Annotated in this window: 17 protein-coding genes and 1 riboswitch; of the genes, 7 read left to right on the forward strand and 10 right to left on the reverse strand. The window is 69.9% G+C overall.

Annotated features, from left to right (window positions below; all coding sequences use genetic code 11):
• Positions 1-41: 41 nt before the first annotated feature.
• From NR111_RS03365 to NR111_RS03375, 3 genes are read right to left on the reverse strand one after another with little or no spacing between them, the layout of a single operon-like run.
• Positions 42-479 (reverse strand): hypothetical protein, encoded by a 438-nt coding sequence (locus NR111_RS03365; protein WP_067712526.1) that lies wholly within the window; start codon positions 477-479, stop codon positions 42-44.
• A complete protein-coding gene (locus NR111_RS03370) occupies positions 476-1,645 on the reverse strand; it encodes a homoserine O-acetyltransferase (protein ID WP_067712524.1) in 1,170 nt (389 codons plus the stop codon). The genes NR111_RS03365 and NR111_RS03370 overlap by 4 nt, the downstream gene beginning before the upstream one ends.
• A gap of 12 nt (positions 1,646-1,657) precedes the next feature.
• Complete coding sequence (locus tag NR111_RS03375; protein WP_067712522.1) at positions 1,658-2,992, reverse strand: O-acetylhomoserine aminocarboxypropyltransferase/cysteine synthase family protein; 1,335 nt, start codon at positions 2,990-2,992, stop codon at positions 1,658-1,660.
• Positions 2,993-3,044: 52 nt separating this feature from the next.
• A riboswitch (SAM riboswitch) is annotated at positions 3,045-3,160 on the reverse strand.
• A 129-nt stretch (positions 3,161-3,289) separates the two neighbouring features.
• Here NR111_RS03375 and NR111_RS03380 point away from each other — a divergent pair.
• The 6 genes from NR111_RS03380 (at position 3,290) to trpS (ending at position 9,400) form a co-directional block, all read left to right on the forward strand.
• A complete protein-coding gene (locus tag NR111_RS03380) occupies positions 3,290-4,513 on the forward strand; it encodes an NADP-dependent isocitrate dehydrogenase (protein WP_067712520.1) in 1,224 nt (407 codons plus the stop codon).
• A 140-nt stretch (positions 4,514-4,653) separates the two neighbouring features.
• The gene (locus NR111_RS03385) at positions 4,654-5,526 is read left to right on the forward strand and encodes a bile acid:sodium symporter family protein (RefSeq protein WP_067712517.1); all 873 of its coding nucleotides are present in this window, start codon (positions 4,654-4,656) and stop codon (positions 5,524-5,526) included.
• 50 nt (positions 5,527-5,576) lie between these two features.
• Complete coding sequence (locus NR111_RS03390) at positions 5,577-6,797, forward strand: MFS transporter (RefSeq protein WP_067712515.1); 1,221 nt, start codon at positions 5,577-5,579, stop codon at positions 6,795-6,797.
• A gap of 40 nt (positions 6,798-6,837) precedes the next feature.
• On the forward strand, positions 6,838-7,683 hold the full coding sequence (locus tag NR111_RS03395) for an exodeoxyribonuclease III (RefSeq protein WP_067712513.1): 846 nt from the start codon (positions 6,838-6,840) through the stop codon (positions 7,681-7,683).
• A 96-nt stretch (positions 7,684-7,779) separates the two neighbouring features.
• On the forward strand, positions 7,780-8,253 hold the full coding sequence (locus NR111_RS03400; RefSeq protein WP_256819881.1) for a PPOX class F420-dependent oxidoreductase: 474 nt from the start codon (positions 7,780-7,782) through the stop codon (positions 8,251-8,253).
• A 67-nt stretch (positions 8,254-8,320) separates the two neighbouring features.
• Positions 8,321-9,400: a tryptophan--tRNA ligase gene (trpS, locus tag NR111_RS03405; RefSeq protein ID WP_182608798.1), complete on the forward strand. Its 1,080-nt coding sequence runs from the start codon at positions 8,321-8,323 to the stop codon at positions 9,398-9,400.
• Positions 9,401-9,725: 325 nt separating this feature from the next.
• On the opposite strand, the gene NR111_RS03410 is transcribed toward trpS, so the two are convergent.
• The 4 genes from NR111_RS03410 to NR111_RS03425 all read right to left on the reverse strand — a co-directional run bounded on the left by NR111_RS03410 (position 9,726) and on the right by NR111_RS03425 (position 13,727).
• Complete coding sequence (locus NR111_RS03410; protein ID WP_306227112.1) at positions 9,726-10,784, reverse strand: ribonuclease HI family protein; 1,059 nt, start codon at positions 10,782-10,784, stop codon at positions 9,726-9,728.
• A gap of 205 nt (positions 10,785-10,989) precedes the next feature.
• Positions 10,990-11,271, reverse strand: coding sequence for a hypothetical protein (locus NR111_RS03415; protein WP_206474538.1), 282 nt, complete (start codon positions 11,269-11,271; stop codon positions 10,990-10,992).
• A 45-nt stretch (positions 11,272-11,316) separates the two neighbouring features.
• Positions 11,317-12,582 (reverse strand): acyl-CoA desaturase, encoded by a 1,266-nt coding sequence (locus NR111_RS03420; RefSeq protein ID WP_256819884.1) that lies wholly within the window; start codon positions 12,580-12,582, stop codon positions 11,317-11,319.
• A 44-nt stretch (positions 12,583-12,626) separates the two neighbouring features.
• Positions 12,627-13,727: a flavin reductase family protein gene (locus NR111_RS03425; protein WP_256819885.1), complete on the reverse strand. Its 1,101-nt coding sequence runs from the start codon at positions 13,725-13,727 to the stop codon at positions 12,627-12,629.
• Between the two features lie 247 nt (positions 13,728-13,974).
• Here NR111_RS03425 and NR111_RS03430 point away from each other — a divergent pair, with 247 nt between their 5' ends.
• Complete coding sequence (locus tag NR111_RS03430) at positions 13,975-14,583, forward strand: TetR/AcrR family transcriptional regulator (RefSeq protein ID WP_256819886.1); 609 nt, start codon at positions 13,975-13,977, stop codon at positions 14,581-14,583.
• Between the two features lie 89 nt (positions 14,584-14,672).
• Here the strand turns inward: NR111_RS03430 and NR111_RS03435 are convergent, their stop codons facing one another.
• The 3 genes from NR111_RS03435 to sdhA form a co-directional block, all read right to left on the reverse strand.
• The gene (locus tag NR111_RS03435) at positions 14,673-16,070 is read right to left on the reverse strand and encodes a D-alanyl-D-alanine carboxypeptidase family protein (RefSeq protein WP_256819887.1); all 1,398 of its coding nucleotides are present in this window, start codon (positions 16,068-16,070) and stop codon (positions 14,673-14,675) included.
• A gap of 359 nt (positions 16,071-16,429) precedes the next feature.
• On the reverse strand, positions 16,430-17,221 hold the full coding sequence (locus tag NR111_RS03440; protein ID WP_067712166.1) for a succinate dehydrogenase iron-sulfur subunit: 792 nt from the start codon (positions 17,219-17,221) through the stop codon (positions 16,430-16,432).
• Positions 17,221-18,990: a succinate dehydrogenase flavoprotein subunit gene (gene sdhA, locus NR111_RS03445; protein WP_067712170.1), complete on the reverse strand. Its 1,770-nt coding sequence runs from the start codon at positions 18,988-18,990 to the stop codon at positions 17,221-17,223. Before sdhA ends, NR111_RS03440 begins: the two co-directional genes overlap by 1 nt.
• Between the last annotated feature and the right edge of the window lie 50 nt (positions 18,991-19,040).

Here is a 19,040-nt window from a genome sequence, read left to right on the forward strand (position 1 = left end):
ATCCGCGCTCGATCGGGCTCGTCGCGCGGGGCCCCGCTGGGTCAGCGAAGCCCCAGAGGAACGCCCTCGCGGACGTGCTCCCGAATGCTGTCCGACGCGAGCAGATAGCCCATCGTCACCAGGACCAGCAGGGAGAAGATGCTTCCCACCACGGAGATGAACGTGAGGCTGTCCAGCACGACTCGTGCCAGTGAGTTCGCAGCCAGGAGCGCCACCGCCGCCCCGAGGACCACCCGGGACCAACGGTGGGCCCGCCACAGGAGCACGCCGCCGACGATCAGCAGTATGCCCAGGGCAGATGAGGACACGGCGGTCACAGCCATCGGCCGGTACCGGGTGATGTCGTTGCCGCCGCTGGCGGTTGCGGTGATACCCAGGAGGGTGGCGAACCCGACGGCCACCCCGATGGCCCCGAATCCCACGGCGAGACCCGCAAGTCCGAGGGCGGCAGGCCGGGGGGTGCGATCGAATTCGGTCATACGTGTCCTCGTGTCCGGTCCGTGGATCCCTGCTCGGCGAGTTCCAGGGTCCGCTGAAGCATCGGTCCCACCACGTCGGATTCGGTGAGGAACCCGTCGTGGCCGGCCGGGCTGTCGATCACCACGAGTGGGTCGGCAGCCGGGAGCAGCGCCGCCAACTCTCGCTGCTGCCGTAGGGGGTAGAGCCGGTCGGTGGTGACCCCGCCGATCACGCACGGGACCGGGCACGACCGCAGCGCTTCCTCGACGCCACCGCGGCCCAGGCCCACGTCGTGCCGGTTCAGGGCGTCGGTGAGCAGGACGTACGAGCAGGCGTCGAACCGTGAGACGAGCTTGCCGGCCTGATGGTCGAGGTAGGACTGGACGGCGAACCTTCCGGACATCGACAGGTCCTCACCGCGGGGATCCTCCCCGGGCTGCGGGCGGTTGGAGAACCGCTCGTCCAGTTCCTGCTCGCCCCGGTAGGACAGGTGAGCGATGCGCCGGGCGATGCCCAGCCCGGTGACCGGGGTGCGGCCGGTGCCGTGATAGCCGCCCTGCTGCCAGTGCGGGTCGGAGGTGACGGCCATGATCTGCGCGGTCTGCACCCCGATCTGGTCCGCGGAGGCGCGGGCGCCGACGGCCAGCACGCACGCCGCGCGCACGCGGTCAGGGTAGGAGACCATCCACTCCAGGGTCCGGGCGCCGCCCATGGACCCGCCGATCACGGCGGCCCACCGTTCGACGCCCAGCAGGTCGGCCATCACCCGCTCCGCCTCGACCATGTCGCGTACGGAGACGGCCGGGAACCGGGCACCCCAGTAGTGACCGTCGGGGTGGAGCGAGCTCGGGCCCGTCGAGCCGCGGCAGCCGCCCAGCACGTTGACGGACAGGACGCAGTAGCGGTCGGTGTCCAGCGGCAACCCGGGCCCGACGAGCCCGTTCCACCACCCTGGGGTGGGGTGCAGGGAGTCGACCGAACCCACGAGGTGGGAGTCCCCGGTGAGCGCGTGCTCGACCAGGACGATGTTGGACAGGTCGTCCGCGATCCTGCCCCACCGCTGCACGGCGAGCGTCACCCCCGGGATGACGACACCCGTGACCAGGGTCAGATCGCCGATGGCGAGGTGGCCGAGGGTGCCGTCGCCCGGGGGCAGCAGCGCGAGTGGATCGGAGGACCGGATCATGCGGACGGTCCCTCAGTCGAGCGCGGCGAAACCGAGCACGAGGTCGGCGAGGATGTCCTCGACGGCCTCGATGCCCACCGACAGGCGGACGGTCGCCAGGGTGACCCCGGCGATCGCGTTGCCCTCTGCGGTGCCCTGGGAGTGGGTGGTGGTGGCGGGGTGGGAGACCAGCGAGCGGACGTCGCCGATGTTGACCAGGCAGGAGTGCAGCTTGAGCGCGTCGATGAACTTCCACGACTGCGCCTTGACGTCCTCGTCGGACGCGCCCTCCGGGACCGCGAGGTCGAAGGTGACGATCGCGCCGGCACCCTTGGGCGACAGCTTCTTCTGCAGCTCCTTGTACGGTGACGAGGCCAGGCCCGCGTACTGCACCTTGGACACGTCCTGGCGAGCCTCGAGCCACTCGGCGATCCGCTGCGCGTTGGACACGTGCCGCTCGACCCGGAGGCTGAGGGTGTCGATGCCCTGGACCAGGGTCCACGCGTTGAACGGCGAGGCCGCGGCGCCGGTGTCGCGCAGGAGCGTGACGCGGGCCTTGAGCGCGAGGGCGGGTGCACCGAGGTCGGCGTAGACCAGGCCGTGGTAGGCCGGGTCGGGCGTCGTGAAGGACGGGAAGACGTCCTGACCGTCGCGCTGGACGCGCCAGTCGAACTTGCCGCCGTCGACCAGGACGCCGCCGAGCGAGGACCCGTGGCCGCCGAGGTACTTGGTGGCGGAGGAGACCACGACGTCCGCACCCAGCTCGAGCGGGCGGATGAGGTACGGGGTGGCCACGGTGTTGTCGATAACGAGCGGCACCTGGTTGCGGTGCGCGACCTCGGCGATGGCCGGGATGTCCAGGATGTCGTTGAGCGGGTTGGAGATGGACTCGCCGTAGAACAGCTTGGTGTTGGGCCGGACCGCCGCCTGCCAGGAGGCGGGGTCGTCCGGGTTCTCCACGAACGTGGTCTCGATGCCGTACTTGGGCAGCGTGTGCCGGAGCAGCGTGTCGGTGCCGCCGTAGAGGCGGGGGGAGGCCACCACGTGCCCGCCCGACTGGGCGATCGCCTGGATGGCGGCGGTCTCGGCCGCCTGGCCGGAGGCGAACAGCAGCCCGGCGACGCCACCCTCGAGGGAGGCGATCCGGTCCTCGGCCGCGGCGACCGTCGGGTTGGTGATCCGGGTGTAGATGGGACCCATCTCGGCGAGGGCGAACCGGTCGGCGGCCTGCTTGGCGTCGGCGAAGACGAACGAGGTGGTCTGGTAGATCGGCAGGTTGCGTGCCCCGGTGTCGGAGTCCACGGGCTGACCGGCGTGGACCTGGCGGGTCTCGAAGGCCCAGTCGGGGTTGGTGTTGTCGTAGGTCATAGGGGCGGAGCCCCTCCTCTCGTCAGAAGGGTCCGACCGCTTGACGACAGCGGACCCGCGCTTGCCTGCCACCCGAACGGGTGAGGGCCAGGTCGTCTCCCGGGGCACCCCACCGCGGTGGAGGGTTGCCGCCCAGCAAGCCGGGGCTCGATGCTGGGACTCATGACCTGGGGACAGGCTAGCCTAAGCCGCCGCTCGCCTGCAACGAGCGGAAACGGCTGGACAGGCCGCCTCTGAGCAGGCCACGCCGGTAAGATGAGGCCCACGTCACGATCGGTACCGGAGAAAGAGGGCCCGATGTCCAAGATCAAGGTCGAGGGGACGGTCGTCGAGCTCGACGGCGACGAGATGACCCGCATCATCTGGAAGTTCATCAAGGACGAGCTGATCCACCCCTACCTCGACGTGGACCTCGAGTACTACGACCTGGGCATCGAGAGTCGGGACGCCACGGACGACCAGATCACCGTCGACGCCGCCAACGCCATCAAGAAGCACGGCGTCGGCGTCAAGTGCGCGACCATCACCCCGGACGAGGCGCGGGTGGAGGAGTTCGGCCTCAAGCGGATGTACCGCTCGCCCAACGGCACGATCCGCAACATCCTCGGCGGGACGATCTTCCGCGCCCCGATCATTATCTCCAACGTGCCGCGCCTGGTTCCGGGCTGGACCAAGCCGATCATCGTCGGCCGCCACGCCTTCGGCGATCAGTACCGGGCCACCGACTTCACGGTTCCCGGAGCCGGCACGGTCACCATCACCTTCACGCCGGACGACGGCTCGGAGCCGATCGAACACGAGATGGTGACGTTCCCGGAAGACGGCGGCGTGGTGATGGGCATGTACAACTTCACCACGTCCATCGAGGACTTCGCGCGCGCCTCCTTCAACTACGGGCTGCAGCACGAGTACCCGGTGTACCTGTCCACCAAGAACACGATCCTCAAGGCCTACGACGGCGCCTTCAAGGACATCTTCCAGGACGTGTTCGAGCGCGAGTTCAAGGCCGAGTTCGACAAGGCCGGCCTGACCTACGAGCACCGGCTCATCGACGACATGGTGGCCTCCGCGCTCAAGTGGGAGGGCGGGTACGTGTGGGCCTGTAAGAACTACGACGGCGACGTGCAGTCCGACACCGTGGCCCAGGGCTTCGGCTCGCTCGGCCTCATGACCTCCGTGCTGCTCACCCCGGACGGGAAGACCTGCGAGGCGGAGGCCGCCCACGGCACCGTCACGCGACATTTCCGGCAGCACCAGGAGGGCAAGGCGACCTCCACCAACCCGATAGCCTCGATCTTCGCGTGGACCCGGGGTCTCGAGCACCGCGGCAAGCTCGACGGCACCCCGGAGGTCATCGAGTTCGCCCACCAACTCGAGGACGTGGTCATCAAGACCGTCGAGGAGGGGCAGATGACCAAGGACCTCGCGCTGCTCGTCGGCGATGGCCAGGAACACCTCACGACGGAGGAGTTCCTCGCGGCGCTGGATGAGAATCTCAAGCGCACCCGAGCAGAGGCCTGATCCCGCGCGCCCACCGTTCGGCGACGACCCCGCGCCCGCCGGTGTGGGGTCGCGGCGGCGCCCGATCGGTTACCGTAGTCGGACAGTGGTCCACGTCACAGGCGTGGCCAGCCGTTCCGTCGTGAGCCCAGGAGACGTCCGTGGATCAGAGCCCCTTGGTCGATATCGGCCTGCCGATCGCCCTGGCCATCATCATGGTCGGCATCGGGTTGAGTCTGACCAGGGAGGACTTCGCGGTCCAGGCCAGATCGCCCAGGGCCACGATCGTCGGACTGTTCGGCCAACTGGTCCTGGTTCCGCTGGTCGGTGTCGGTGTGGCCCTGCTCTTCGGCCTCACGCCGATGCTGGCGCTCGGGGTGGTGCTCGTGGCCGCGACGCCGGGCGGGGCGACGTCGAACCTCATCACTTATCTCTCCCGCGGCAACGTCGCCCTCTCGGTCATCCTCACCGCCCTCACCTCCGTCGCCGTCATCCTCACCCTGCCGATGTGGTTCGGCATCGGCGCGCGCCTCATCCCCGGAGCCGCGGACGAGGAGGTGACCGTCCCTCTCGGCCAGACCTTCGGGCTCCTGCTGGGCGTCATCCTCATCCCGGTCGCGATCGGGATGATCCTCCGTGCCAGGAGGCCCGCGCTCGCCTCCCGCATCGAGCGCTACGTCGGGATCGTGGGCCTCGTCGTGCTGGTCCTGCTCATCGTGGGGATCGTCCTCGGCGAACGGGACCGGATCGTCGACCTCGTCGTGACCGTCGGCCCCGCCGTGATCGTCCTCAACCTCGCACTGATCGTTCTCGGCGGCCTCCTGGCATGGGTGAGCAGGCTGAGGCGGGCGGAGCAGATCGCGATCGCCGTGGAGTTCGGCATCAAGAACACCACCCTGACGCTGTTGATCGCCTTCACCGTGATCGGTGACGAGGAGGTCGGGCTCGCGGCCGCCGTCTACAGCATCGTCATGTACGTCACGGCGTTCGCGCTGGTCTACGGTGGCCGACGCCTCATGCGCACCGCCCCCTGATCGGGCTGACGTGGCAGGCCCGGCCGGGGTGGTGGGCGTAGCCTTCGTCGGTGACCACGAGCCCCGCAGCCGCCCCGGCGCCGGACACCGAGCCCGCCGCACCCACCCCTCGCCGTGTGGCGCTGGCGATCCTCGCGCTCGCGCTGGGCGGGTTCGGCATCGGCGTCACCGAGTTCGCGGCGATGGGACTGCTGCGGTCGATCGCCGAGGGCTTCGGGCTCACCGAACCACAGGCCGGCAACGTCATCAGCGCCTACGCGCTCGGCGTGGTCGTGGGTGCCCCGCTGCTGACCGTGTGGACCTCACGGTGGCGGCGCCGCACCCTGCTGCTCGTCCTCATGGCGATGTTCACCGCGGGCAACGTCGCGGCGGCCTTCGCCCCGACCGCCGAGATCCTGGTGGCGGCCCGGTTCGTCGCCGGAATCCCGCACGGGGCGTACTTCGGGGTCGCCTCCCTGGTGGCGGCCTCCCTCGCGGGTCCCGGACGGCAGGCGCGGGCGGTGTCCCAGGTGCTGCTCGGACTGTCGGTCGCGAACGTGATCGGTGTCCCGGCGGCGACCTGGCTCGGGGAGACGATCGGGTGGCAGTCCGCCTTCCTCGCGGTCGGGGTGATCGGCGCGCTGACCGTGGCGGCCATCTTCGTCGTCGTCCCCGAACCCACGGGGACGGTGGTCGTCAGGGCGCGCGAGGAGCTCGCCGCGTTGGCGAGGCCACAGATCCTGGCGACGCTCGCCGTGGGGTCCGTCGGGTTCGGCGGCATGTTCGCCGTCTACACCTACATCCAGTGGACGATGGTCGACGTCGCCGGGATCGATCCCGGCTGGATGCCCGCGGTGCTCGCCGTCTACGGACTCGGCATGGTGGCCGGCAACCTGCTCGGCGGTGTGGTTGCGGACCGGGACCTCGACCGCGGGCTGGTCGCGATCGCCGCGGTGATGACCGTGGTGCTGGCGCTGTTCGCCGTCGCCGCGCACCATCCCGTCACGGCGCTGGTGGGTCTGTTCCTGGTGGGCACGACCGGATCCGCGTTGGTGCCGGGGCTGCAGTCCCGACTGATGACATACGCGGGCAGGGGACAGACGCTCGCCGCCTCGCTCAACCACTCGGCCCTCAACGCCGCCAACGCGCTGGGCGCGTGGCTCGGCGGGGCCGTGATCGCGCTGGGCTTCGGCTACACGTCCCCGGCGCTCGCCGGGGCGGCCCTGGCGGCGGCGGGTCTCGCGATCCTGGTGGGCGCGGTCTGGGCGGCGCGGCGGACGGCGACGGGGTAGCCGAACCGTCACGTTCCCGGCGATCGGTAGCCTGTGGGCCGTGAGCCTCACCGTGAGCACCGTCAACGTCAACGGGATCCGCGCCGCCGTCAAGCAGCGGTCGGAGACCAACCTCGGATTCCTGCCCTGGCTGGAGGGCAGCGGGGCGGACGTCGTCGCCCTCCAGGAGGTGCGCGCCGATGAGGACCAGACCCGTAAGGCGCTCGCGCCCGCCCTCGACGCCGGGTGGCATCTGGTGGGCGCTCCGTCCTCGCTCAAGGGTCGAGCCGGTGTGGCGATCCTGTCCCGCGCCGAGCCGACCGACGTGCGCGTCGGGTACGGCGACGAGGAGTTCGAGGAGTCCGGCCGGTACATCGAGGCCGTCTACCCCGGGGCTGTCGACGGTGAGACCGTCACCGTCGCCAGTCTCTACCTGCCCTCGGGGTCTGCCGACACCCCCAAGCAGGACGAGAAGGACCGTTTCCTGGGGACCTTCCGCGAGTACCTCGCCGAGCGGGCCGGGCATCTGAAGACCCGTGAGGGTCACGAGATGGTCATCTGTGGCGATTGGAATATCGCCCACCGTGAGGCCGACCTGAAGAATCACAAGGGCAACCACAAGAGCTCCGGTTTCCTGCCGCACGAGCGGGAGTGGATGACCGACGTCTTCGCCGACGGCAGCGGCTGGACCGACATCGTGCGGTATCGCCGCCCCGACCAGATCGGCCCGTACTCGTGGTGGAGCCAGCGCGGTAAGGCCTTCGACAACGACGCGGGCTGGCGGATCGACTACCACGTGGTGTCCGACGGACTGGTCGACCGGGCGGTGTCTGATCGAGTGGACCGGGCGAGCGCGTACGACATGCGGTGGTCCGACCATGCGCCGGTCACCGTCGTCTACGAGTAGGTCCGAGACGAGTGGTGACGACGACGAAGGCGACTTCTGAGATCGGGCCCGCGGTCGCGGATGTCACGCGGGGGACGGGTCCGTAACCTCGGCACCATGCCGAAGTATGCGACCGCCGAACGCCCCGATCGAGCCGGCCTCGACGATTTCGTCCGCCCCCGACACCGCGCCGTCCTCATCACCCGTCGGTCGTCCGGCGGGCTGCAGACCTCGCCGGTGACCTGCGGCGTCGACTCCGAGGGCAGGCTCGTCGTGGCCACCTATCCGCAGCGGGCGAAGGTGACCAACATCCGCCGCGACCCGGCCGTGAGCGTGTGCGTACTGTCCGACGACTTCAGCGGCCCGTACGTCCACCTCGACGGCACCGCGGAGATCGTCGACCTGCCCGAGGCGGTGGAGCCGCTGGTGGAGTACTTCCGCAGCATCGCCGGGGAGCACGACGACTGGGACGAGTACCGGGCGGCGATGGTGCGGCAGGGCAAGTGCCTCATCCGGGTGGCCATCGATGACTGGGGCCCGATAGCCACGGGCGGCTTCCCGCCGGAGATGGCGCCGCCCGCCGACCGCTGACAGTGCGGCGACCGCCCGCGCGAGGGCGTGGGCGGTGGGTTGTCGGGGACGTGGGAAGATGAACGCCATGTCTGAGCAGTCCTCCTCCGCAGCTCCCACGCCCGCAGAGCCGACCGGGTCGCAGGCGCCCGCGAAGCGCCAGCGCGTCCTGTCCGGCATCCAGCCGACCGCCGACTCGTACCACCTCGGCAACTACCTGGGCGCGGTGCGGCAGTGGGTCGAGCTGCAGGACGACTACGACGCGTACTACTTCATCCCCGATCTGCACGCGATCACCGTCAAGCAGGACCCCAAGGAGCTGCGCGAGCGTGTCTTCCGCGGCTGTGCGCAGCTGCTCGCGCTGGGGGTGGACCCCGCCCGGTCGGTGCTGTTCGTGCAGTCGCACGTGCCCGAGCACGCCGAGCTGGCGTGGGTGCTGGGCTGCATCACTGGTTACGGCGAGGCCGCCCGGATGACGCAGTTCAAGGACAAGGCCGCCAAGCAGGGCACCGACGGCACAACGGTGGGCCTGTTCACCTACCCGGTGCTCATGGCCGCCGACATCCTGCTCTACCGCCCGCACCTGGTGCCGGTGGGGGAGGATCAGCGTCAGCACCTCGAGTTGACCCGCGACCTGGCGATGCGGTTCAACTCCCGCTACAAGAAGACCTTCGTGGTGCCGGAGGGCAAGATCCTCGAGGGGTCCGCCAAGATCTACGACCTCCAGGATCCCACCGCCAAGATGAGCAAGTCCGGTGAGAACCCGAAGGGCATCGTCAACCTGCTCGACGACCCCAAGGTCTCCGCCAAGCGCATCCGCAGCGCGGTCACCGACTCCGACGGCACCATCCGCTACGACCGTGAGATGAAGCCGGGGGTGTCCAACCTGTTGGCGATCCAGTCGGCGTTCTCCGGGCGACCGATCGCCGACATCGTGGCCGATTACCAGAGTGCCGGCGCCGGCTACGGGGCCCTGAAAACCGACACGGCCGACGCGCTCGAGGCGTTCGTGACCCCACTGCGGGGCCGGTTCGACGAGTACATGTCCGACCGTGCCGAGCTCGAACGGATCCTCGCCGACGGCGCGGACCGTGCCCGCGCGGTGGCCAGCCCGGTCCTCTCGCAGGTGTACCAGTCAGTCGGCTTCACCGCGCCCCGCCGTGGCTGACCAGTGATGATAGGCCCAAAAACTACTAGTCAGGTGTAGTAACTCTAGCGGCGGTCGAGTTCACGACGTTCATCGTCGACTGAAACGTCGACGTCACACTACGTCCTTAGAGTCGGACCCAGCTCATCGGAGATGAAGCTCCGACGATCGGTCGTATCCCGTCACCTGACAAGGAGTCACACAATGGGTCTAGTTGCCGGTCTCATCGGAATCGCCGGCGATCTCCTCCACCTGCTTCTCGGTGGCCTGTAGGCGCCCGCCAGCGCCGGGCAATGCTGCCCCTCACCGGACGCGGTGAGGGGCACCTTCTCGTGCGGGACGAAGCTCAGGCCTCCGGCGTCCCCTGCTGGAACGTCTGACGCCACGACCCGCCGGAGCGGACCCAGACCGAGCTGCGCAGCGTGGAACCGTCGCCCGACCGCTCCCGCCACACGAGCAGGATCGACTGCGCCCCGACCCGGCGGGCCTCGATGAGATCCATCGTGCGTTCAGCCGTCGACCGACCGGATGATCCGGCGGCGGCGAGCCTGTCCGCGCGGGACCACACCTCGCCCCGGGCGCACACGTGGCTCCACGAGGGATCCAGCAACTCCTCCAGCCGGTCGCGGTCACCCCGGACCGCCTCCGTGAGCAGCGACCGCTCGAGATCCACGACCAGGTCCAGGTCCGTCCGGTCCGGCGCCTCGTCGGCGTCGTCGGCCAGGGAGAACAGATCGGGCTCGGCGGCGGAGGATGCCCTCGTCGTCGTCGCCTTCGTCGTCGTTTCCCTCGCCTTGCCCCCGCCTGCCGGGGCGGACGCCGGCACCGACGCGGACGCCGACCGCCGAACGGTGCCACCCGCCGCTGGGGGAGCGGCCGGGTCGTCGCCGGCGCCGACGGCCTGCGCGCCCGGATAACCCGGGCCGGCCTCCGGCTCCTTCTTGGCGGCATGCGCCTTGGCGGCGCCGTTGGCCAGGACGTCGGCCTTCTCGTTGAGCTCGTGGCCGGCGTGACCCTTGACCCACTCGAACGTGACCTTGCGGCCCTGCATGGCCTCGTCGAGGGCCTTCATCACCTCGACGTTGAGCACGGGCTTGCCGTCGGACTTCTTCCAGCCCTTGCGCTTCCAGCCCGCCATCCACTTGGTGATGGAGTTGATGACGTACTGCGAGTCGCACAGGACGTGGAGGGGCTCCGGGACGTGCGCGGTCTGGCGCAGCAGGTCCAGGACGGCGGTGAGCTCGCCCTGGTTGTTGGTCCCGCGCTTCCAGCCGCCGCAGCGCCACGTCGAGTCGTCGATGTACCAGGCCCAGCCGGCGGGGCCTGGATTTCCGAGGGCGGAGCCGTCCGCTGCGGCGATGATCGTCACGGTCGACGATCCTGCCACCGTTGCGGACGCGACCATTCACCGGCTCCCCGGGGCTGAGCCGCGGACAGGCTGAACGACTGAGCTGCAGACGGGCTGAGCCTCAATCCAAGATCCACCGATCGAATTACGATCCACCTACGGAATTCCCTAGGTGGATCGCAATTCGATAGGTGGATTGCCTGGCGCGGTGGAGTTGGGCGGCGTCCCGGCGACCGCGGGCCACCGAGCCCCGTCGCGCGTGTCAGCCCTGGAGGTCGCCGTCCTCGATGCCGTCGAGGTCGATCGGCCAGGTGTCCTTCTCCGCGACCTTCTCCGCGCCGGGTCGCCCCCCGCGCTGCTGTTCCTCGCGGCGGGAGATTCGGGCGGCCTCACGCATTTCGATGCCCTCGGTGACGAAGTCGCCGACCTCCTTGGCGATCGAGCCGATCGCGTCGGTGATGATGACGGCGATCCGTCCCACCAGCGACGCGCCCGCCTGGACACCTGCCTGGACCTGGTCCTTGTTGCGTTCGAAGTCGCTCATGGACCGCTCCCTTCGTCGGTGATGCCCTTAGACGGTACCCGCGGCTCAGGCGGCGACGGGAGTCTTCCTGCGCTCGATGATCACCGCCGGCGTGTCCGCCGCGGTGGGAGGCAGGGGCAGCGCCAGGCGGAACATCTTGGACCAGACTCCTCCGACCTGCTTCCACAACGGGCCGGTCGTGTACGGCAGGCCGTGCTCCTCGCAGATCGCGCGCACCTCGTCCGCGATCTCCGGGTAGCGGTGCGCGGGAAGATCCGGGAACAGGTGGTGCTCGATCTGGTGCGACAGGTTGCCGGTCGCCAGATGCATGAACGGGCTGCCCGAGATGTTGGCCGACCCCAGCATCTGCCGGACGTACCACTCGCCGCGGGTCTCCTCGGCCGTCTCCTCCTGCGTAAACACCTGGGCGCCGGAAGGGAAGTGGCCGCAGAAGATCACCGAGAAGGCCCAGATGTTGCGGACGACGTTCGCGGTGAGATTGCCGGCGAACGTGAGCGGGAACAGCGGGCCGGTCAGCGCCGGGTGCACGATGTAGTCCTTGGCCACCTGGCCGCGGACCTTGTTCCACCAGCCGCCGAGCAGGCCCTTGACGTCGGACCACTTGCGCTTGCCCTTGAGGACGTTGTCGTACTCGAGGTCGTGCATCATCACGCCCCACTCGAACAGCATCATCAGCGCGAACGCGTACACGGGATTGCCCAGGCGCAGCGGGGTCCACTCCTGCTCGTACTCCATCCGCAGCAGGCCGTAGCCGATGTCGCGGTCCAGGTCGAGGATGTTGGTGTACGTGTGGTGCATGTAATTGTGCGAGTGCCGCCACTGGTCCGACGGGCACACGTTGTCCCACTCGAAGCTCGACGAGTGGAGCATGTCGTCGCGCATCCAGTCGTACTGGCCGTGCATGACGTTGTGGCCGATCTCCATGTTGTCGAGGATCTTGGACGCACTCAGGGCGGCGACGCCGGCCAGCCAGGCCGGGGGCAGGAAGCCGAGGAACATCAGCCCGCGGCCGGCCAACTCCAGGCGGCGCTGGGTGCGCACCACCCGCAGGATGTAGTCGCGGTCGGCGGTGCCGAGGTCGGCCCTCACGCGGTCGCGGATGGCATCGAGTTCGCGGCCGATGATCTCGACCGACTCGGCCGACAGCACGATCGGCTCGGGGCCGGGGGTCTTCGCGGTCTTCGCGTCGGCGGCCTTGCCGGCCGCCTTGCCGGACGTCTTGCCGCTGACCTTCGGCGGCTTCGCGGCCTTGGGGGCCTTCGGCGTGGTGGTCTTCTTCGGGCGGAGGCTGGGCAGTTGCAGGAGTGTCATGATGGGGTCCTTCCGGGTCGTTCCGGGCGGGTGGGGATGCAGGTCTAGAGCTCGATCTCGACGTCGCCGACGGGCGCGTTGACGCAGATCTGGACGTGGCAGTCGGGCGTGGAGTCGACCTCGCCGGTGCGCAGATCGCGGGTGGTGCCGGAGACGCGCACGGCCGTGCAGGTGTGGCAGATACCCATCCGGCAGCCGTGCTGGGGGCTCAGGCCGGCAGCCTCGGCGCCCTCGAGCAGGGTGGTTCCCTCGTTCCGGGCGGTGACTCCGCTGCGCAGGTGGGTCACGGTGCCGCCGTCCCCGTCGGGCACCGGCCCGGTCGCGGAGGTGAAACGCTCACGCAGGACGCCGGAGAACCGCTCGGCACCGAGGACCTCCTCGAGGCCCCGGGCCAGCGGTTCGGGGCCGCAGAGGAACACCGCGGCGTCATCGTGCCAGGGGGCTGTCTCCTCGAGATGGTCGGCAGAGAGGTGGCCGGACAGGCCGCTGGGGGTCGTCCCCTCGGCGGTGGGGACCACCGTGACCGTCACCCCGGACCGGGCCAGCTCACGGAGCTGGTCCCGGAAGGGCACGTCCTCCACGCGGCGGGCGTAGTGCAGCCACGCCACGCGGCCCGGCGCCCCGTCGGCACAGTGGCCGTCTGAGGCGAGGGTCGAGGCGATCGCCAGCATCGGGGTGATGCCGCTGCCGCCACTGACCAGCAGCACATCGGCGGGGCGGGGCTCGGGCAACGCCATCTCGCCGACCGGGTTACCCAGGAGAAGTCGCATCCCGGGCGCGGCCTCGTCCCAGAGATGGTTCGAGACCACGCCGTCGGGGTGCCTGCGGACGGCGATGGTCGCCAACCCGTCGCGGCGGGACGCCGGATCGACGGGGGAGTAGTGGCGGCGGTGGACGACGCCGTCCACCACGACCCCGATCTCGAGCGCGGCGCCGGGGGCGGGGCGGTCGACCCCGGCGGGCAACCGCAGGGTGAGGACCGTGACGTCGGGGACCGGCCGGTCGACTGTCACGACGGTCGCCCCGGTGGGGTCGTCGGACCAGTCCACGCCCAGGGAGCGGACGTAGTGTTCGACCGGATGGGGAGTGAGCAGGGTGCGCGTGACCCTGCGGGAGAAGAGTCTGCGGATGGGCGGGGCGGTCATGTGGACCTCCGTCGAGGATGTGGGTCGGTGTGGTCGGACGCCGTCGGATGCGGTCGCTCCCCGGCGGTCGTCGCGCCTCGCACCGGGTCGGTGCCGTCGCGGTCGGGGTGCGCATCCGTCCGGTTCGACCACCGGACGTTTTTGAGTGTACAGCCGTTCTCCGAAATGGGAAGAGGGTCGATTTGTGGCCCGGCCCACACCCCGCGGACGGGTGGTTTCTGACGCGTCAGTCCAGGCTGTCGATAGGATGGCGAATGTGACGACGCCCAGGACACGTGCGGAACAGAAACGGCACACCCGTGCACTCATCGTCGAGGCGGGCCGGAACGGGGTGGCCACGCGCGGCTTCACCGGGCTCGTCGTCCGCGAACTCGCGCGCGAGGTCGGCATCGTCCCCACCGCCTTCTACCGGCACTTCGAGTCCGTCGACGACCTCGCATCGGAACTCGCGTCCGGCGCGGCCGACGCCCTCGGGACGTTCATCGACGAGCTGATCTCCACCGCGACCGACGACCCCGCGACCGACTGGCCCCGGCTGGCCTCCGCCGCCGCCACCCGGGATCCGCAGACCTGGGCCATGCTCGCCCGCGGCCTGGTCGACACCGCGCATCCAGACCACCGGATCCTCGCGGCCGCCGTCGATTCCGCCCGCCGCCGGCTGGGGATCACCCTGGGTCGGCTCGAGACGCTCTCCGGAGCGGAGGACACCTTCATCGACATCGCGGCCGACCTCGTCGTCGTCGTCCTCCTCCGCGCCCTCGTCGAGATGGCCGACGATTCCGACGCCCGCACCACGGTCGACGAGTGCGCCGGGCGACTGCGGGTCATCCTCGCCGGCGCCGGCGCCGTCTCCTGACCGGCCGCTCCCCGGCCGTACGCGCCGACGCGCCGACGCGCCGACGCGCCGACGCGGCGGCCGCTACGGACGTGGGGCCGGGCCTCGGGCTAGTTCCGTGACCGCAGTGTGAGGACCGCCCCGGCCACCACGACGAGTCCCGCCGCGCCCAGCGCCAGCCACGTGCTGTAACGCGCGAGCACCGAGCCACCGACGATCGCCGTCTCCGGTGTGCCCGCCGTGCCGAGGCCGCCGGCCAGGTGCTCGGTGGCGTGATCGGTCGACTCCTGCGGCCCGGCCTCGAGCACGCCCACAGGGTCCGAATCACCCGCCGCGTAACCCGCGTCCAGCAGCGCGGCCGCCTGCTGCCACGGCGGGCTGGGCACACGCGTGCCGTCGAGCAGGACCACCGCGAGCCGCCGACCGTCCCGCTCGGCCGCCCCGATGAACGTGTGCCGGGCATCGTCGGTGAAGCCGGTCTTACCGCCGATCGCGCCCGGGTAGTTGTAGAGCAGCAGGTTGTCGTTGCCCAGCACGAAGCCGGGGTTGATCATGGTCCCGTCCGCGCCCATCGTCGGGCCGGTGTGCTCCGGTACCGCCGCCGGATCCGGTGGTTCGGTGCCCGGACCAGCGGGGTATCCGGGGAAGCCCGTGGACGGGGTGGCGACGATCTCCGCGAACGCCGGGCGGGTCATCGCGTCCCGGAAGATCAGCGACATGTCGTAGGCCGTGGACATCATGCCCGGGCCGTCGAGCCCGTTCACGGTGGCGATGTACGTACCGCGGGCCCCGAGCGAGACGGCGTGCGCGTTCATCGCGGCGAGCGTCTGCTCCAAGCCCCCCATCTGCCGCGCCAGTACCACCGCTGCGTCGTTGCCGGAGGCCATGAGCAGCCCGCCGAGGAGCCGCCCCACGGAGTACTCCCCGCCCGGCCCGATGCCCACGAGGCTGCCCTCGGCCCCCTCGAGGTCCGCGTCGGTGACCTTCACGACCCGGTCGACGTCGAGTGCGTCCAGCGTGACGGAGGCGAGCAGCGTCTTGATCACACTCGCGGGGCGGTATCGGCCGTGCGGGTCCTTGGCCGCCACGATCTCCCCGGTGTCCAGGTCGGAGATCAGCCACGCGCTGGCGGTGACGTCGCGTGGCACCTCGAATCCGTCGGGCGCCACGATCTCGCAGCCCGCGAGCCCGTCACCGCCCGGAGGGGTGTCGGGCACCGGGGGCGGCGTCGGGGACGTCTGCCCGGGGAGCGGGACCTCGGACTCGTCGACGGGAGCGGGCGGTGTGGTGCGGAACGGACACCCGGTGATGTCGCGGGGGGTGTCGAAGTACTCGGGTGACGTGGTCGACGGCAACACCGCGACCGGTGGCGGCTCCGTCAGCGGAACGGCGGGGGCCGGCTCCACTGCTGCCACGGGAACTGCTGCGGCGAGCGGTGCCAGTGCGACGAGGGCTGCGGTCACGAGTCCGGCGGCTCGCTGGACGGGCCGTCGTCGGGTGCTGGTCACGGGAGTCGAGTCTACGTCCGGTCGATACCGCGCCGGGTCGGACCCGCTGGCCCGGTTCGGACCCGCGCTCGCCCCGCAGCCGCTCCCCGGGGTGGCGTCTCGCACCCGCTTCGGAGCAGGCGAGACGCCATCTCGGCGTGCGGCTGTGGCCCGGGCGTGCGGCTGTGGCCCCGGGCGTGCGGCTGGGGTCGCAGCGGGCAGGCGCGTGTGCGGATGCCGGGGGCGGCGGGGAGGGTCGGGGCCACGAGGGAAGGAAACGGCGGAGGGGCCGCACTCTCCGTCTGTGTAGAATGCGGCCCCGGCCGGTGCTGCGAGGCGACGTCGGAACGACGCGCGCCGGCGTGGTGGCTACCCGGTGATCAGCGCGCGAACAGCAGCGCGCGCTTGACCTCCGTGATCGCCTTGGTCACCTGGATTCCACGCGGGCACGCGTCGGTGCAGTTGAAGGTGGTGCGGCAACGCCACACCCCCTCGGCGTCGTTGAGGATCTCCAGCCGATCGGCGGCGCCCTCGTCACGCGAGTCGAAGATGAACCGGTGCGCGTTGACGATCGCCGCCGGCCCGAAGTACGACCCGTCGGCCCAGAACACCGGGCAGGAACTCGTGCAGCAGGCGCAGAGGATGCACTTGGTGGTGTCGTCGAAGCGGGCCCGGTCCGTCTGCGACTGGATGCGCTCGGCGGTCGGCTGGTTGCCGGAGGTGATGAGGTAGGGCATCACGTCGCGGTACGACTTGAAGAACGGCTCCATGTCGACGTACAGGTCCTTCTCCACCGGCAGCCCGCGCAGTGGGGCGATGGTGATGGTGACGGGCTTGCCGTCCTTCGGGAGCATGTCCTTCATCAGAACCTTGCACGCCAGGCGGTTCACACCGTTGACCTGCATGGCGTCCGAGCCGCAGACGCCGTGCGCGCACGATCGACGGAACGCCAGCGATCCGTCGATGTAGTTCTTGACGTACGTCAGCAGGTTGAGCAGACGGTCGGACGGCAGCGCCGGGACCTCGTACTCCTTCCAGCCGGCCGAGTCCGGATCCTCCGGGTTGAACCGGGCGATCTTCAGCGTGACCATGGTCGAGCCGGGCGGCACGGGACGGTTGGCGCCGGGGTCCTTGCCGTCGTTGGCCTTGGTGGTGTCGACTGCGGTGCTCATCAGTACTTACGCTCCATCGGCTCGTAGCGGGTCTGCACAACCGGCTTCCAATCCAGCCGGATGTCGGAGAGCAGGTCGAGTCCGCCCTCCTTGAACGCCATCGTGTGTTTCATGTACGTGGCGTCGTCGCGGTCCGGGAAGTCCTCGCGGGAGTGACCGCCGCGGGACTCCTTGCGGTTGAGGGCACAGACGACCGTGACCTCCGCCAGCTCCAGCAGGAAGCCCAGTTCGACGGCCTCCAGGAGCTCGGTGTTGAAGCGCTTGCCCTTGTCCGAGACGGTGACGTCGGCGTAGCGGGCCTTGAGGGCGCGGAGCTCGTCACGGGCCTCGGTGAGCGACTGCTCGGTGCGGAAGACCGACGCCTTGTCGTCCATCATGGCCTGCATCTCGCTGCGGATGTCCGCGGCGTTCTCGCTGCCGTGCGGGGCGAGCATGCGCTCCATCCAGTCACGGACCATCTGCTCGGGCTCGGCGGGCAGCTCGACGAAGTCATGGCCCGCGGCGTACTCGGCGGCGGCGATGCCGGCGCGGCGGCCGAACACGTTGATGTCCAGCAGCGAGTTGGTGCCCAGACGGTTGGAGCCGTGGACGGACACGCAGGCGCACTCGCCCGCGGCGTAGAGGCCGGGGACGACGTCCTCGGAGTTGCGCAGCACCTCGCCCTGCACGTTGGTCGGGATACCGCCCATGACGTAGTGGCAGGTGGGGAAGACCGGTACGAGCTCGGTCACCGGGTCCACGCCGAGGTAGGTGCGCGAGAACTCGGTGATGTCGGGCAGCTTCTCCTCGAGCACGTCGGCACCGAGGTGGGTCACGTCGATGTAGACGTAGTCCTTCTCGGGGCCGGCGCCGCGGCCCTCGCGGACCTCCAGGACCATCGAGCGGGCGACGATGTCACGGGGCGCGAGGTCCTTGATGGTGGGGGCGTAGCGCTCCATGAAGCGCTCACCGTCCGCGTTGCGCAGGATGCCGCCCTCACCGCGGACGGCCTCGGAGATGAGGATGCCCAGGCCGGCGAGGCCGGTCGGGTGGAACTGGTGGAACTCCATGTCCTCCAGCGGAAGGCCCTTGCGGAAGACCACGGCCATGCCGTCACCGGTGAGGGTGTGGGCGTTGGACGTGGTCTTGTACATGCGGCCCGAGCCGCCCGTGGCGAAGACGGTGGCCTTGGAGTGGAACACGTGCAGGTCGCCGGAGGCGAGCTCGTAGGCGACGCAGCCGGTGGCGACGGGGCCCTCGGGGGTCTCGGTGAGGCACAGGTCCAGGACGTAGAACTCGTTGAAGAACTCGACGTTGTGCTTGACGCAGTTCTGGTAGAGCGTCTGCAGGATCATGTGACCGGTGCGGTCGGCCGCGTAGCAGGCGCGACGTACGGGAGCCTTGCCGTGGTCACGGGTGTGGCCGCCGAAGCGCCGCTGGTCGATCTTGCCCTCGGGCGTGCGGTTGAACGGCAGGCCCATGTTCTCCAGGTCGATGACGGCGGTGATGGCCTCCTTGGCCATGATCTCCGCGGCGTCCTGGTCGACGAGGTAGTCGCCACCCTTGACCGTGTCGAACGTGTGCCACTCCCAGTTGTCCTCCTCGACGTTCGCGAGGGCGGCGCACATGCCGCCCTGGGCGGCGCCGGTGTGGGAGCGGGTGGGGTAGAGCTTGGTGAGGACGGCGGTGCGGGTACGCGGGCCCGACTCGATGGCCGCGCGCATACCCGCGCCGCCGGCGCCGACGATCACGACGTCGTACTGATGCTGGTGGACCTGACGATCGGTCATGGGTTACTCAGTGCTCGCTTTCGGAGAAGTGAAGTCCGCAGACGAAGACG

The sequence above is a fragment of the Dietzia sp. Die43 genome (genome assembly GCF_024519835.1).
Lineage (GTDB): Bacteria > Actinomycetota > Actinomycetes > Mycobacteriales > Mycobacteriaceae > Dietzia > Dietzia kunjamensis.

What these genes read in the sequence shown, in the direction of transcription:
- NR111_RS03430 (WP_256819886.1), top strand. Translation starts at nt 13,975, where the DNA reads ATGGCGAATGTGACGACGCCCAGGACACGTGCGGAACAGAAACGGCAC.
- NR111_RS03370 (WP_067712524.1), bottom strand. Translation starts at nt 1,645, where the DNA reads ATGATCCGGTCCTCCGATCCACTCGCGCTGCTGCCCCCGGGCGACGGC.
- NR111_RS03410 (WP_306227112.1), bottom strand. Translation starts at nt 10,784, where the DNA reads ATGGTCGCGTCCGCAACGGTGGCAGGATCGTCGACCGTGACGATCATC.
- NR111_RS03380 (WP_067712520.1), top strand. Translation starts at nt 3,290, where the DNA reads ATGTCCAAGATCAAGGTCGAGGGGACGGTCGTCGAGCTCGACGGCGAC.
- NR111_RS03375 (WP_067712522.1), bottom strand. Translation starts at nt 2,992, where the DNA reads ATGACCTACGACAACACCAACCCCGACTGGGCCTTCGAGACCCGCCAG.
- NR111_RS03425 (WP_256819885.1), bottom strand. Translation starts at nt 13,727, where the DNA reads ATGACCGCCCCGCCCATCCGCAGACTCTTCTCCCGCAGGGTCACGCGC.
- sdhA (WP_067712170.1), bottom strand. Translation starts at nt 18,990, where the DNA reads ATGACCGATCGTCAGGTCCACCAGCATCAGTACGACGTCGTGATCGTC.
- NR111_RS03400 (WP_256819881.1), top strand. Translation starts at nt 7,780, where the DNA reads ATGCCGAAGTATGCGACCGCCGAACGCCCCGATCGAGCCGGCCTCGAC.
- NR111_RS03420 (WP_256819884.1), bottom strand. Translation starts at nt 12,582, where the DNA reads ATGACACTCCTGCAACTGCCCAGCCTCCGCCCGAAGAAGACCACCACG.
- trpS (WP_182608798.1), top strand. Translation starts at nt 8,321, where the DNA reads ATGTCTGAGCAGTCCTCCTCCGCAGCTCCCACGCCCGCAGAGCCGACC.
- NR111_RS03415 (WP_206474538.1), bottom strand. Translation starts at nt 11,271, where the DNA reads ATGAGCGACTTCGAACGCAACAAGGACCAGGTCCAGGCAGGTGTCCAG.
- NR111_RS03365 (WP_067712526.1), bottom strand. Translation starts at nt 479, where the DNA reads ATGACCGAATTCGATCGCACCCCCCGGCCTGCCGCCCTCGGACTTGCG.
- NR111_RS03440 (WP_067712166.1), bottom strand. Translation starts at nt 17,221, where the DNA reads ATGAGCACCGCAGTCGACACCACCAAGGCCAACGACGGCAAGGACCCC.